A 14,822-nucleotide genomic window follows, 5' to 3' on the forward strand; every position below is an offset into this window, starting at 1 on the left:
GCTGCGGCAGGTGGCTGGTTTCCTTAAAACTTGGCAGTATATGTCGATGATAGGGGCCGTGGCCTGCCCGCAACGCCTCGCGCGAAGACCGGGGCCGGCAGGTTGGCGCCTGCCGCACGATGCAGGAAGGCGAACGCTGCAAATCGCGCTGATGCGCGTCGCGCGGGGGTCATCGCCTCTCCTGATTCGCAAGGCATCGGTTTCTCAGCAGTGTCCGTACGCCCTGGCCCGCCCTCATCTGGCCTTACCTGGCCTTACCTGGCCTTACCTGGCCTTTCCCGCCCTGGCCCCGCCGCTGCCCGCCCGTGCCGGGCCTGTCAGCGGCCCCGTCGTGCTCGGCTTGTGGCGCTTGCGCCTGTGCCGGAGCGGCGAAGGTGCGATAATCCCGCCACTTAAGATTCACGCAAGCCCGTTCGCCATGGCCGTTACCATCAAGACCGAACACGACATCGCAAAAATGCGCGAGGCATGCCGTCTCGCCAGCGAAGTGCTCGACCACATCACGCCGTTCATCAAGCCGGGCGTCTCGACCGGAGAGTTGGACCGGCTCTGCCACGCCTACATGACGGACGTGCAGGGCACCGTGCCCGCGCCGCTGAACTACCAGCCGCCCGGTTATCCGCCCTATCCGAAAGCGACCTGTATCTCGGTCAACGACGTGATCTGCCACGGCATTCCGGGCGACAAGGTGTTGAAGAACGGCGACGCGCTGAACATCGACATCACGGTCATCAAGGACGGTTATTTCGGCGACACCAGCCGGATGTTCATCGCCGGCGAGGGCTCGATCCTCGCCAAGCGTCTCGTGCAGGTGACGTTCGAATGCATGTGGCTCGGCATCGACCAGGTACGGCCGGGCGCGCAGCTGGGCGACATCGGCCATGCGATCCAGCGGCATGCCGAAGCGGCCGGCTACAGCATCGTGCGTGAATACTGCGGCCACGGCATCGGCACCGTCTTTCACGAGGATCCACAGGTGGTCCATTACGGGCGTCCGGGCACAGGACTGGTGCTAGAGCCGGGCATGATCTTCACCATCGAGCCGATGGTGAACGCCGGCCGTCGCGACATCCGCACGATGCCCGATCAGTGGACCGTGAAGACGCGGGATCGCAGCCTGTCCGCGCAATGGGAACACACGGTGCTGGTCACCGAAACGGGGGTCGACGTCCTGACCGTGTCGGCACTGACCCCGGCGAGGCCGGCGCTGGCCGACGCCTGAGACAAGCGCGGCGCTTGTTTCGATTGTTGCGCGCGCCGCAGCGCGCGTCAGATGCGGAACCGGCGCGGGAACGCGGCGGGCTGATCGGGGCAGACGCTGGACCGCGATGGCGCTGCGCGGGTGGGTACGCCGGCCAGTACCAGCGCCGCGAGTCGACATGACGTGTCCCTGCGGTCCCGGTCCCGGACGGGTGGCGAAGGATTGGCAAAGCGGCCGTCGCAAGCAGCGCGGTGCCGGCGACGCCGGGCGGCGTGCCCGATGCTCGCCGAAACTCGCCGAAACTCGCCGATACCCCCCACACTCGCCCACACTGGCCGATGCCCGCCGACACCCGATGCATGCACTTTTCGTCCGGACTATGCTACGAACGGACGCACGAGGCTGCGATGCGCTATCGGCAAGACGGACGCGCCTGAGCGACGCCAAACCGGCACGCCGCCGCAGTCTGGCCGCAGTCTGGCCGCAGTCTGGCCTCAGTCTGGCCGCAGTACGGCCGCAGTACGGCCGCAGTACGGCCGCATCACCGACGCACTTTCGACGAACTTTCGACGCCCACCGACGCAGCACCGGGCCGCAACGCCTCGCCGTCGCCTGTCACCCTGCCAACCGCCACGACCGTGACCGACCGTCAACGACTGTCTTCCACCATGAATGCTCAAGCCATGCCCGCCCCCGCCGAGGGCAGCGTCGACGACCTCGGCGCCTGGCGCGCGCGCATCAAGCAGAGCAAACAGCAACTGTTCGACCGCTTCGACGCCGGCGGGCGCGCCGATTCGCTGGCGCGCTCGCTTGCGATGCTCGCCGATCAGGTGTTGTCGGCCGCCTGGCTGCAATGCGGGCTGCCGGACGATGCGGCACTGGTCGCGGTCGGCGGTTATGGCCGCGGCGAACTGGCGCCGTATTCCGACGTCGACATCCTGGTGCTGCTTTGCACACCGGCCGACGAGGCCACCGCAGCGCGCATCGAACGCTTCATCGGAGCGGCGTGGGACCTGGGCATGGATATCGGCAGCAGTGTGCGCACGCTGGACGAATGCCTGGCCGAGGCGCAGGCCGACGTGACGATCCAGACCTCGATGCTCGAGGCACGCCGCATCGTCGGCTCGCCGGACTGCTACGCGCGCTTCCGGGCAGGCTTCGATGCGGCGCTCGATCCGCGCACGTTCTTCGATGCCAAGCTGCTCGAGATGCGGCAGCGGCATGCGAAGTATCAGGACACGCCGTACAGCCTCGAACCGAATTGCAAGGAAAGCCCCGGTGGCCTGCGCGACCTGCAGCTGATCCTGTGGATCGCGCGCGCCGCCGGCTATGGCAGCAGCTGGGCCCAGCTCGAAAGCGGCGGGCTGTTGACCGCGCACGAAGCGCGCGAAGTACGCCGCAACGAGAACTTCCTGAAGACGCTGCGGGCACGCCTGCACCTGCTCGCGCGTCGGCGACAGGACATCATCGTGTTCGACCTGCAGACCGCGCTGGCCGAGTCGTTCGGCTATCGCACCACCCATCAGCGACGTGCCAGCGAGCCGCTGATGCGGCGCTACTACTGGGCGGCCAAGGCGGTCACGCAGTTGAGCACGGTGCTGCTGCAGAACATCGAAGCGCGCCTGAATCCGGACACCAGCGGCGTGACGCGGGTGCTCTCGCCGCGCTTCGTCGAGAAGCAGCGGATGATCGAGGTGGTCGACGACGAGGTGTTCGAGCGGGAACCGACGGCCATCCTGGAGGCCTTCGTCCTTTACGAGCGCACGCATGGCGTGAACGGCCTGTCGGCCCGCACGCTGCGCGCGCTGTACAACGCGCGGCACGTGATGAACCTCGCATGGCGGCGCGACCCGCGCAACCGCCGGCTCTTCCTCGACATCCTGCAGGCGCCGCACGGCGTCACGCACGCGCTGCGGCTGATGAACCAAACCAGCGTGCTGGGCAGCTATCTGCTGAACTTCGGCCGGATCGTCGGCCAGATGCAACACGACCTGTACCACGTCTACACGGTGGACCAGCACATCCTGATGGTGCTGCGCAATGTCCGCCGTTTCGCCGTGCCGGATCACGCGCACGAATATCCGCTGTGCTCGGAGCTGATCGCCGACTTCGAACGGCCGTGGGTGCTGTACGTGGCGGCGCTGTTCCATGACATCGCAAAAGGCCGCGGTGGCGATCACTCGCAGCTCGGCATGGGCGACGCGCGCCGCTTCTGCCGCGAGCACGGCATCGGCGAGGCAGACAGCGCGCTGATCGTCTGGCTGGTCGAGCATCACCTGACGATGAGCCAGTTCGCGCAGAAGCAGGACACCAGCGACCCGGCCGTGCTGCGGCGCTTCGCCGACATCGTCGGCGACGAACGGCACCTGATCGCGCTCTATCTGCTCACCGTCGCCGACATCCGCGGCACCAGCCCGAAGGTCTGGAACACCTGGAAGGGGCGGCTGCTGGAGGATCTGTTCCGGCGCGCGCGGCAGGTACTGGACGGCGCACCGACCGATCCGCGCACCGAATTGCGCGAACGTCGCGACGGCGCGCGCGCACTGCTGCGCCTGCAGGCGCTGCCGGAGGGCGTCGAAAAGCGGCTGTGGGACGACCTGGACGTCAGCTATTTCCTGCGCCACTCGTCGGAGGACATCGCGTGGCACACCCGCGCGCTTCACGACGTGCCCGAGGGAGCCGGACCGCGCGTGAAGGCGCGTCCCGCGCCGCAGGGCGAAGGCCTGCAGGTGCTGATCTACGCGAAGGACCAGCCGGACCTGTTCGCGGCGATTTGCGCCTATTTCGAACGCGCGTCCCTGTCGGTGTTGGAAGCGCACGTACATACCACCCGGCGCGATTACGCACTGGACCACTTCCTGGTGGTGGACCGCGACCTCGACGCCGGTTACCGGGACATCGCGAATCTGGTCGAGAAGCAACTGTGCGAACGGCTGCTGGCGCATGCGGCCGGCGAGGCACCGCTGCCGACGCCATCGCGCGGCCGGCTCTCCCGTCTGTCGCGCGCGTTTCCGATCGCGCCGCGGGTCGACCTGCGCTCCGACGAAGCGGGCCAGTACTATCTGCTCTCCGTCTCCGCGAACGACCGTACCGGTCTGCTCTATGAGATCGCGCGCGTGTTCGCGCGCCACCACCTCGTGCTGCATGCGGCGCGAATCAACACGCTCGGCGAACGCGTCGAGGACACTTTCATGATCGCCGGACGCAGTCTCGGCGACGCCCGCATGCAGCTGCAGCTCGAAACCGAACTGCTGCGCGCGGTCAGCATCTAGGCAAGGCATCGGATACACCATGCGTGAAAAACTCACCATCAAGAAGCCGCCCGAAGCGCGCACGCCCGGGGCACGCCGTGCTCCGGTGCGCCCGTTCGGGCTGAATGATCGCCGGCCGGCAAAACGCGCAACCGAGGGTACGGCCGCCGCTGGCAAGCCCCGCGCGCAGCCGACGGAATCCCGCGGCCCGGCGGGCGCGCCCGCGCGCAAGGCCGGACCCGCCCAAGGACGGCCGGCCGGCCCCGGCCGGAGCACGCCGCGCCCGAGCGGCGCCGGCGAAAGCCGCGGCCCGCGTCCGGAGCACAGGTCTAGCGACGCGAAGCCACGTTTCGGTGAAGGCCGCGGCACTGGCGGCAGCGAACGGCCATACGCCCGCAAAACCTCAGAGAGCGGTGCCGACGCCCGGCGGCCGGCGGGCGATCGACCGTTCCGCCGCGACGGCGACGGCGACGGGCGCAGCCCCAACCCTCGCGGCCCCAACGCTCGCGGACTCAACCCGCGTGGGCGTGACGGCGAGCGGCGTCGGCCCGATGTCGACGCACGCGGGGAGCGTGGCGAAGGCCGCGCACGCGAGCCCGGCCACGGCGACAGGCGGGAACGCGACCGCAGCGGCGACGGCGCACCTCAGCGCCGCCCGGCGGGCCGGTTCGAGGAACGGCCAGGCGGCCGTTTCAGCGAACGGACCGGCCCGGGCGCCGCCAGGCCTGCCGGCCCGCGGTCGTCGGAGCGGTCGTCGGAGCGCTTGGGCCAGCGTGCCGACGCGTCCTCCGGCAAGCGCTGGGGCGCGCGGCCCGACGCCGCCGGCGACCGTCGAGCAACCGCGCCGCGGGACGACGCCCGTCCCCGCCGGGACCGCGAAACGGCTGCGGCAGCCCCGCTTCGCCGCGCGCCCACTGACGCCGACCGGTCGGGCCGCTTCGATCGGTCCGGTCGGTCCAGCCGGACCGATCGGACCACGCGGTCCGAGCGGCCTTCACCCCGGCCGGCGGCGCGCACGGTCCGCTCCGAACCGATGCCGTCCGCCAGCAGCGAGCGGCCGGTGCAGACGGTTGCCACCGAGTCGGCCGATGGTCCGCGCCTGTCGAAGCGGATGGCGGAACTGGGCCTGTGCTCGCGCCGCGAAGCGGATGAATGGATCGAAAAGGGCTGGGTCACCGTCGATGGCGCGATTGCGGTGCTTGGCCAGCGTGTGCTGCCGAGCCAGAAGATCGACATTGACCGCCGCGCGCGCAGCGCGCAGGCCAGCCTGGCAACGTTCCTTCTGAACAAGCCGATCGGCTATGTGTCGGGCCAGCCGGAGGACGACCATCCGCCCGCCGTGGCGCTGCTCAAGCCGGACGCGGAATGGTTGGCCGACGGCGCCGTGCCCAGCCGCTTCGACCGCGCGATGCTGCAGGGACTGGCGCCCGCCGGCCGCCTGGACATCGATTCGACCGGCCTGCTCGTGCTGACGCAGGATGGTCGCGTGGCGCGGCAACTGATCGGCGAGCAATCGGAAGTCGACAAGGAATATCTGGTTCGCGTGCACTACGGTGCCGTCGAGCAGGATGTGGCCGCGCACTTCCCGGAAGAGCGCCTGGCGCGCTTGCGTCACGGCCTGAGCCTGGACGGCGTGGCGCTCAAGCCGGCGCAGGTCGACTGGCAGAACGGCGAGCAACTGCGCTTCGTGCTGACCGAAGGCCGGAAGCGGCAAATTCGCCGGATGTGCGAATTGGTCGGCCTGGAAGTCGTCGGTCTGCGCCGGATTCGTATTGGCGGCGTCGTACTCGGCAATCTGCCGGTCGGCCAATGGCGACTGCTCGGCGCCGACGAACGGTTCTAGGCGACCGCCGCCGCAGCGCGGTTCCGCGCGGATGATGCCGGGACCGCGACGGCGCGTGCTTCCGGCCCGCCGCAGCGCGGTCCGGGACGGAACGCGAAGCGGAATCCCGGGCGGCGCCTCGGCTGGGATGCGGCGGGGCGGCCGGGGTGGCCGGATCCTGCCGTTCCGATTGCGGCGGAGGCAGCGCGGGTGGCTTGAAGCGCCCGATGGGCAGAGTGGTCCAGATAGTCAAGGCGGACCCGGCAGTCCGACTTGTCCGACTGGTCCGACTGATCCCGGTGGCCGGAACGGCTTGAGACAGCGGCACCGCGCCGGCGCGGCTGGGTCGGTCGGCGTGACCGGTGCAGTTGCAGTTGCAGTTGCAGTTGCAGTTGCAGTTGCAGTTGCAGTTGCAGTTGCGGTTGCAGTTGCGGTTGCAGTTGCGGTTGCAGTTGCGGTTGCAGTTGCGGTTGCAGTTGCAGTTGCAGTTGCAGTTGCGGTTGCGGTTGCGGTTACAGTTGCGGTTGCCAGACACTTGCGACGCCTGCCGCGCAAGCGGGAAGCGCCCTGCCCCGCAGTCTGGCCGGCCCGCCCCGGCGGCCGCGGATCGGTGATGTCGGATCGGTGATGTCGGATCGGTGATGTCGGATCGGTGGCGTCGGATCGGTGGCGTCGGATCGGTGGCGTCGGACCGGTGGTGTCGGACCGGTCGTGCGGACCGGGCAGTCCGCGGGCGTCAGTCGGCCTCGACCGTTGAGCCCGGAAACATCGCGTCGACGAAACCGAACTTCGAAAGATCGGTCATCCGCATCGGGTACAGCTTGCCGATCAGATGGTCGCATTCATGCTGTACGACGCGCGCGTGGAAACCTTCCGCGATCCGGTCGATCGGCTTGCCATACTGATCAAAGCCCTTGTAGTGGACCATCGAGAAGCGGCCCACCACGCCGCGCAGCCCCGGCACCGACAAGCAGCCTTCCAGCCCTTCCTCCATGTCCTGCGTGACCGGCGCGACAATCGGATTGATCAGCACCGTCTCCGGAACCGGCGGCGCGTCCGGATAGCGTTCGTTGTGACCGACCCCGAACACGACCACCTGCAGGTCGACGCCGATCTGCGGCGCGGCCAGTCCGGCGCCGCTGACCGCCTTCATCGTCTCGAACATGTCGGCCACCAGCGCGTGCAGCGCCGGCGTATCGAAATGTTCCACCGGCTGGGCGATGCGCAGCAGACGCGGATCGCCCATCTTCAGAATGTCGCGAATCATCATGCTTCTCCGTTGAGCAAGGCCAGCATGCCGGCCTCGTCCAGCACCGTCACGCCCAGCGCGACCGCCTTCTCGAGTTTGCTGCCGGCGTCCTCGCCGGCCACGACGAAATCGGTCTTTTTCGACACCGAGCCACTGACCTTCGCGCCGGCCGCCTCGAGCATCGCCTTCGCTGCCTCGCGGGTCAGCGTCGGCAGCGTACCGGTCAGCACCGCGGTCTTGCCGCTCAGCGCTCCCGCCGGCGCCGCCTGTGCCGGCGGGCCTTCCGGCCAGTGTACGCCGGTGGCGCGCAGTTGTTCGATCGCCTCGACGTTGTGCGGTTCCCGGAAGAAATTCGCGACCGACTCGGCCACCGCGGGTCCGACATCGCGGACCTCGAGCAATTGCGCGACGTCCGCCGCCATCAACGCGTCGAGGTTACCGAAATGACGCGCCAGGTCGCGCGCCGTCGATTCGCCGACGTGGCGAATGCCCAGCGCGAAAATCAGGCGCGGCAGCGTCGTGGCTTTGGCCTTCTCCAGCGCGCCGTGCAAGTTCTGCGCGGATTTCTCCGCGAACCGATCCAGTGCGGCAAGCGCCGACACGCCCAGCCGGAACAGGTCGGCGGGCGTGCGCACCAGGTTTTGCTCGACCAGCTGATCGATGATCTTGTCGCCCAGGCCGTCGATGTCCAGCGCGCGACGCTGGGCAAAATGCCACAGGGCCTGCTTGCGCTGCGCCGCGCAGATCAGCCCGCCGGTGCAGCGTGCCACCGACTCGTCCGGCAAGCGCTCGATCGCCGAACCGCAGACCGGGCAATGGGTCGGCATCCTGAACGGTCTGGCGTCGTCCGGGCGCCGTTCGGCCAGGACCGACACCACTTCCGGAATCACGTCGCCGGCACGGCGCACGATCACGCTGTCGCCGACACGCACGTCCTTGCGGGCGATCTCGTCCTCGTTGTGCAGCGTCGCGTTCGTCACGGTGACGCCGCCGACGGCAATCGGCGCGAGCCGCGCCACCGGCGTGATCGCGCCGGTACGGCCAACCTGCACGTCGATCGCCTCGACCCGCGTGACCGCGGTCTCCGCCGGAAACTTGTGCGCGAGCGCGAACCGCGGCGCGCGCGAAACAAAGCCCAGCGTGGCCTGTTCTTCGCGCCGATTGACCTTGTACACCACGCCATCGATGTCATACGGCAGCGCGGCGCGGCGCGCGCCGATGTCGGCGAAGAACGCAAGCAGACCGTCGGCACCGGCAACCACGCGCCGTTCGCCGTTGACCGGCAGCCCCATGCCGGCATACCAGTCGAGCAGTCCGCTGTGGGTATCGGGCATCTCCTGCCCTTCCAGCACGCCGATCCCATAGGTGAAGAACGACAGCGGACGCTTCGCCGTCACTGCGGGATCGAGCTGCCGCAGGCTGCCAGCGGCCGCGTTGCGCGGATTCGCGAACGGCCGCTCGCCCGCCTCCAACTGGCGCGCGTTGAGTTTCTCGAAATCGCGCTTGAACATCAGCACTTCGCCGCGCACTTCGAGCACGGCGGGCGGCTTGCCCTTCAGACGCAGCGGTATCGATCGAACGGTGCGCAGATTCGCGGTGACGTCCTCGCCAGTGGCGCCATCGCCACGGGTCGCACCGCGCACCAGCCGACCGTCCTCGTAGCGCAGCGAGATCGCAAGCCCATCGAATTTCAACTCGCAGGCGTACTCGACCATCGTCCGGTCGAGCGTGTCCGCGGCCCGCTTGTCGAAGGCGCGCACCGACTCGTCGTCGAAGCCGTTGTTGAGCGACAGCATCGGCACCGTGTGGACGACGCTCTCGAAGCCGCTCGCCGCTTCGCCGCCGACCCGCTGGGTCGGCGAGTCCGGATCGAAGGCCTCGGGATGCGCCGCCTCGAGCGCGCTCAGTTCGGCGAACAGGCGGTCATATTCCGCATCCGGGACCACCGGCTCGTCGAGCACGTAATACGCGTAGTTGAAGCGTTCGAGCTCGGCCCGCAGCCAGGCGATCTGGTCGAGAGGATGGTCGGCGCCGGGCGCCGGGTCGATGCGCGCCATGGTCAGACCGAGAACAGGCGACGCGCCGCCGCCGAGCCCGCGGGAATGCCGGCCGCTTCGAGCCGGCCGTAGATCTTCAACAACTGCTCCTCGATGTTCTGCAGCGTCTCCTGCGACAGCGTGCGGCGTTGATCATCGACCAGATGACCGCCGATGCGTTGCGACAGCGAGCGCGCGTAGTCGCACATCAGCCGGAACGGCAGGATGTCTTCGTCGGCGGCCGGCACGTCGAGCAACAGCGTGATCATGTCCCCACCCTTGTAGGTCAGGTCGTCGCGCACGAAGTTGGTGTCGCCGAAGGCCAGCATGAAGACCGGAATCTGCTTCGCGTCGAGTTTGACGAAGCGCAGGCCGTCGCGGGCCAGCAACAGACCATCCTGGGTCGCCACCACCTGCACGTAGTTGGCCGACCACGGCGCGCCGTCCGACACCACGTTCACCGACAACTGCGCGTCGCACTGGGCGGCAAAGGCGTCCAGTTCGCGGCCCATGCCGACGATCTCGAGCATGTCCGGGAACGACGGCACCGCGTCGATCGCATCGGCCAGCTGATTGACGCCATGCACGAACTCGGAAAACTCGAGCTCGTTCAGTGCGCCGGCGCGGTTCGCGAGCTGCACCGCGGCCCGCAGGTGGTCGTAATGACGGCCGGCGCGCGGCGCTTCCCAATGCCCGTCGTCCGCGCGTCCCTCGATGTGAACCTGCTTGTTGCCGGCGCGCCGCAAGCGCAGGGCCAGCGGTGCGACCCGTTCGCCGGCCACGGCGCCGGACAGCGCCAGCGGCACCACACAGTCGATGCGACGATCGATGATCGCCACGTCGGCGTCGAGGCTCGGCGGCGCCGGCGGCGGCGGCTCGACAGGCGGTTGCGCGGAGAGCTGCGGTTCGGCCGGATAGGCGGGATGGCGGGCCGCGTCGTCGGCACTGCCGCCAAGGTTGGCCGCGTCGTTGCCCGTGCCAGCCGCGTCAGCTTGCGCAAGGTGCGGCTCGCGGGCTTGCTGCGCCGCGGCCGCGTCGGGCGCCGCGCCGCCGGCTAGCAGCGGCTCGGCATCGGCGCCACGATCGGCATTGCCCAGCGCCTCGTCCACCGCAGCGGCACCGCCGGCCTGCAACGCGGCCTCGTTGACACGTGCGCGGCTGTCCGCTGCGGCGGCGAGGTCAACGCCGAACCCGGCACCGCCAAGGGTCGGTTCGCGCCGCTGCGAGCCGTCGCCCGACGCCTGAGGCGTCGGCGCCGCTTCGCCGGCGGCGGCCGTACGGCTCGGCCGCCCGCCCGCGACCGGTGCGGCGGGTGCGGCCGGTGCCGGTGCGGATGGCGGCGCCGGCGGACGGGCAGCGCCCGCGCCGGTCTTGCCGGCCGACGGTGCGGCGGGCGCACCGCGGCTGCCCGGCACCGGTTGGATGAAGGGCGATTCCTCGTGAAGTTCCGGCACCAGCGGGCCGACTTCAGGCTCCTCGGCCCGGCGCGGCAACCGGCGACGCGCGCGCCGTCCCTGCCAGCCGTTATAGGCCACCACGCCAGCCACGATGATCGCGCCGGCACCGATCAGGCCAGCCTGCAATTCGTCCATGCAATCTCCTTGTTCAGGCGCCCTTGTCGGCGAAGCCGAGGGCAGCCTCCATATCCACGGCGACGATCCGCGACACGCCCTGCTCCTGCATGGTCACGCCGATCAGTTGCTCCGCCATCTCCATCGCGATGCGATTGTGCGAGATGAACAGAAACTGCGTCTTCTCGGACATCGCCTTGACCAGCTCCGCGAAGCGGCCGGTGTTGGCGTCGTCGAGTGGCGCGTCGACCTCGTCGAGCAGGCAGAACGGCGCCGGGTTGAGCTGGAACATCGCGAACACCAGCGCGGTTGCAGTCAACGCCTTCTCGCCGCCCGAGAGCAGATGGATCGTCGAATTCTTTTTACCAGGCGGCTGTGCCATCACTTGTACGCCGGCATCGAGGATCTCGTCGCCGGTCATGATCAGCCGCGCCTGCCCGCCACCGAACAGGCGCGGGAACAGTTCACCAAAATGCCGATTGACCTCGTCGAACGTGCCTTGCAGCAATTCGCGGGTCTCCTGGTCGATCGTGCGGATCGCATCCTCGAGCGTGGCGATCGCACGGTTCAGATCGTCGGACTGCGTGTCGAGGAAGGTCTTGCGCTCGCGCGCGGTCCGCAACTCGTCGAGCGCCGCCATATTGACCGCGCCGAGCCCCTGGATGGCCTGGTTGATCCGCGCGACTTCGCTCTGCAGCCAACCGGGCTTGAGATCCGGCGTCAAGCGGCTGGCCAGCGCATCGACGTCGGCCTGGCTCGCCGCCAGTTGCTCGGCATACTGTTCGGCCGACAGGCGTGCGGCCTGCTCCTGCAACTGGCACTCGGTGATGCGCTCGCGCAGCGGCTGGAGCACGCGCTCGCCGGCCAGACGCGTCTCGTCGGCCTGCCGCAGTTGCTGCGTGAGCGCATCCAACTCGCGGCGAGCCGCGCCGAGGGTGGCCTCGCGTTCGGCGCGGCGACGCAGCGCATCCTGCAGGCCGTCGTCGGTCTGCTCGCCGGCCAGCCGCTCGGCCTCGGCGCGCGCATTTTCAAGATCGATCTCGACCTGTTCCGACTGGGTCTCGCTCAAGGCCAGGCTGCGCCGCAGTTCGTCGCCCCGTTGCACCAGCTTGCGGGCTTCGAAGTCGGCCTCCTGGGCAAGGCGCTCGCGCTCGCGCAGGCTCGCTCTCGCCTGGTCCAGCGCGCTGGCCATCGCCTCGTAAGCCCGCTCGGCATCGGCGAGCGACGCCTGGCGCTCCGCCAGGACGGCCTCGTGTTCGTCGGCCAGCGCTTCGGCATCCAGTCCGATCGCGCGCTGCTCCTCCTCCCGCTCGGCCACTTCGGCCAGATCCGCATCGAGCTGCGTGCGGCGCTCGTTCGCGCGGCGCACCGCCTCGCTTGCGGCAAGCAGTTCGAGTTGCAGCGCGTGCGCGCGTCGCGCCGCTGCCTCGACCTCGCGGCGCGCGTCCGCCGCGGCCGCCGCCGCTTGCCGGAAGGCCTGTTCGGCCTGATCGGCGTCGCGACGCGTCTGTTCGGCGAGCAGGCGCTGCGCACGGCCTTCGCGTGCCAGTTCCGTGAGTTCCTGCTCGCGCGCCAGCATGCCCGCCTGCTCGCTGTCGGCCGCATGGAAGTGAATCGCGGTGCGGCTCAGCACGTGCCCGTCCGGCACGACCAGGCAGGCACCGGTCGGCAAGCGGTCGCGCAGCACCAGCGCGTCGGCCAGCGTGTCCGCGACATAGGTGTGGGCCAGCCAGTCGGCCAGCGCGGCGCGCACCGCGGGCACGTCGACGACGATGCGCGACATCGCCGGTTCCAGGCCGGCAGGGGTTTCGAGCGCAGGGGCGACTGCATGCGCGTCGAAGAGATCGACGCGCGCCGGCGGCGCCGATAGTGCGGGCGTGCCACCGCCGCCGTCGACTGCGCCGTCGACTGCGCCGTCGACTGCGCCGTCGACTGCGCCATCGAGTCCGCCATCCAGTCGGCCATCCAGGGCGCAGAACTGCTCGAAGCGGGTCGTCTCGCGCGCGTTCAACCGCCCGCGCAGGACCGCCTCGATCGCCGTCTCCCAGCCGCTGGCAACCTTGATGCGCTGCCACAGCGGCTGTCCCGCCTCGACGTGAGCATCGAGCCAGGGCGCCAATGCATCCTGGCGTTGCAGATTGGCCTGTACGGCCTGCAACGCGGCGTGGCGCGCTTCGGTCTGCTGCGCGCGGGCGGCGGCATCGCGGGCCTGCCCGTCGAGCTCGCGCCATCGCCCCTCCCGTTCGGGCGTCAGCGCCTCTGCCTCCGCGAGGCGCTCACGGGCTTCCTCGGCCAGCGCGGCTGCTTCCTCGTGATCGGCCTTCAGTCCGTCCAACCCGCTCTCGTCGGACGCGGGCAGTTGCGTGCGTTCGGCCTCCAGACGCAGCCGCCGCTGGCCAAGCTGCTCCAGCTGGACGGTCGCGTTGCGGCCCGCGGCGGCAGCCAGCCTGGCTTCCTGCTCGACGCCCGCGATGCTGGCGCGAAGTTCGGTCAGCGCACGCTGCGCGTCGCGCGCCCGCGCTTCGCTCTCGGGCAGCGCCTCGCTCGCGATCGCCGCCTCTTCCTGCGCAATCGCCCGCTTCTCCTCGGCGATCTCGCCTTCCTCGGCCAAGCTGTCGAGCTGGGTCTGCGCCTCCCGGCTCTGCTGACGCCACCGTTCGCCCTGCGCGTTCAGCGCGGCGATCTGCGCGACGAGACGCTCGCGCGACTCCAGCGCGAAGCGTTTCTCGGCCTCCAGCCGCGCCACTTCGGCGTTCACCTCGTAGAGGGCGGCCTGTTCCGTCTGCAGGCTGTCGCTGCCCGCATAATGCGCGGCGCGCAACCCTTCCAGGTCGGCTTCGACACGCCGCAGCTCGCCGGTGCGGGCGTCGAGCTGGGCCACTGCCTCGTCACGCGCCTGCCGGTGACGGGTCTCGTTGGCACGCGCTTCATTGCGGCGGATCAGCCAGAGCAGACGCTGCTTCTCCTCGCCCTCGTCGCGCAGCGCGGTGAAGCGCTCGGCCACCTCGGCCTGGCCTTCCAGCTTCTGCAACTGGCTGTCGAGTTCGCGCAGGATGTCCTCGATGCGCACGAGGTTCTCGCGCGTATCGTTCAGGCGGTTTTCAGTCTCGCGCCGGCGCTCCTTGTACTTCGACACGCCCGCTGCCTCCTCGAGGAAGACACGCAGGTCCTCGGGCTTGGCCTCGAGGATGCGCGCGATCATGCCCTGGCCGATGATCGCGTACGCGCGCGGTCCAAGCCCGGTGCCGAGGAAGATGTCCTGAATGTCGCGGCGGCGGGCCGGAAGATTGTTGATGTAGTAGCTGGAGGTGCCGTCGCGCGTGAGCACGCGCTTGACCGCGATCTCGTCGTAGGCGCCCCACTGGCCGCCGGCACGCTTGAGCGTGTTGTCGAACACCAGCTCGACGCTGGCGCGGCTGCCGGGCTTGCGGTTCGTCGAGCCGTTGAAGATCACGTCCTGCATCGACTCGCCGCGCAGTTCCGACGCGCGCGATTCACCGAGCACCCAGCGCACGGCGTCGATGATGTTGGACTTGCCGCAACCGTTCGGGCCGACCACGCCGACGCGCTGACCGGGCACCTGGAAATGCGTCGGATCGACGAAGGACTTGAAACCGGCGAGTTTGATCGAAGTGAGACGCAAGGCTGTTTCGCTTTCTGGGGCCGGCCGGGTCGCGAGGGATACGACGGGG

Annotated in this window: 7 protein-coding genes; 3 read left to right on the forward strand and 4 right to left on the reverse strand. The window is 69.3% G+C overall.

Translation table 11 applies throughout. From position 1 onward, the window contains the following. Window positions 1-418 precede the first annotated feature (418 nt). From map to BLU54_RS24135, 3 genes are all read left to right on the forward strand, one after another. Window positions 419-1,222, forward strand: coding sequence for a type I methionyl aminopeptidase (gene map / locus BLU54_RS06105; protein ID WP_091906111.1), 804 nt, complete (start codon window positions 419-421; stop codon window positions 1,220-1,222). A gap of 647 nt (window positions 1,223-1,869) precedes the next feature. Next, window positions 1,870-4,473 carry a [protein-PII] uridylyltransferase gene (locus BLU54_RS06110; RefSeq protein ID WP_091906113.1) on the forward strand — a complete coding sequence of 868 codons (2,604 nt, stop codon included), beginning with the start codon at window positions 1,870-1,872 and terminating at the stop codon, window positions 4,471-4,473. A 1,012-nt stretch (window positions 4,474-5,485) separates the two neighbouring features. Further along, window positions 5,486-6,295 carry a pseudouridine synthase gene (locus BLU54_RS24135; protein ID WP_235837815.1) on the forward strand — a complete coding sequence of 270 codons (810 nt, stop codon included), beginning with the start codon at window positions 5,486-5,488 and terminating at the stop codon, window positions 6,293-6,295. A 715-nt stretch (window positions 6,296-7,010) separates the two neighbouring features. On the opposite strand, the gene def is transcribed toward BLU54_RS24135, so the two are convergent. From def to BLU54_RS06140, 4 genes are read right to left on the reverse strand one after another with little or no spacing between them, the layout of a single operon-like run. Beyond that, window positions 7,011-7,541, reverse strand: coding sequence for a peptide deformylase (gene def, locus BLU54_RS06125; RefSeq protein WP_211435312.1), 531 nt, complete (start codon window positions 7,539-7,541; stop codon window positions 7,011-7,013). After that, window positions 7,541-9,580, reverse strand: coding sequence for an NAD-dependent DNA ligase LigA (gene ligA, locus BLU54_RS06130; RefSeq protein WP_091906119.1), 2,040 nt, complete (start codon window positions 9,578-9,580; stop codon window positions 7,541-7,543). The genes def and ligA overlap by 1 nt, the downstream gene beginning before the upstream one ends. A 2-nt stretch (window positions 9,581-9,582) precedes the next feature. Then, window positions 9,583-11,151, reverse strand: a complete 1,569-nt coding sequence (locus BLU54_RS06135) for a cell division protein ZipA C-terminal FtsZ-binding domain-containing protein (protein ID WP_091906121.1) — start codon at window positions 11,149-11,151, stop codon at window positions 9,583-9,585. A 13-nt stretch (window positions 11,152-11,164) separates the two neighbouring features. Then, window positions 11,165-14,773: a chromosome segregation protein SMC gene (locus tag BLU54_RS06140; protein ID WP_170845044.1), complete on the reverse strand. Its 3,609-nt coding sequence runs from the start codon at window positions 14,771-14,773 to the stop codon at window positions 11,165-11,167. Between the last annotated feature and the right edge of the window lie 49 nt (window positions 14,774-14,822).

Origin of the sequence: Chitinasiproducens palmae, assembly GCF_900095735.1 — a bacterium.
Taxonomy (GTDB): Bacteria; Pseudomonadota; Gammaproteobacteria; order Burkholderiales; family Burkholderiaceae; genus Chitinasiproducens; species Chitinasiproducens palmae.

What these genes read in the sequence shown, in the direction of transcription:
- map (WP_091906111.1), top strand. Translation starts at nt 419, where the DNA reads ATGGCCGTTACCATCAAGACCGAACACGACATCGCAAAAATGCGCGAG.
- BLU54_RS06110 (WP_091906113.1), top strand. Translation starts at nt 1,870, where the DNA reads ATGAATGCTCAAGCCATGCCCGCCCCCGCCGAGGGCAGCGTCGACGAC.
- BLU54_RS24135 (WP_235837815.1), top strand. Translation starts at nt 5,486, where the DNA reads ATGCCGTCCGCCAGCAGCGAGCGGCCGGTGCAGACGGTTGCCACCGAG.
- def (WP_211435312.1), bottom strand. Translation starts at nt 7,541, where the DNA reads ATGATTCGCGACATTCTGAAGATGGGCGATCCGCGTCTGCTGCGCATC.
- ligA (WP_091906119.1), bottom strand. Translation starts at nt 9,580, where the DNA reads ATGGCGCGCATCGACCCGGCGCCCGGCGCCGACCATCCTCTCGACCAG.
- BLU54_RS06135 (WP_091906121.1), bottom strand. Translation starts at nt 11,151, where the DNA reads ATGGACGAATTGCAGGCTGGCCTGATCGGTGCCGGCGCGATCATCGTG.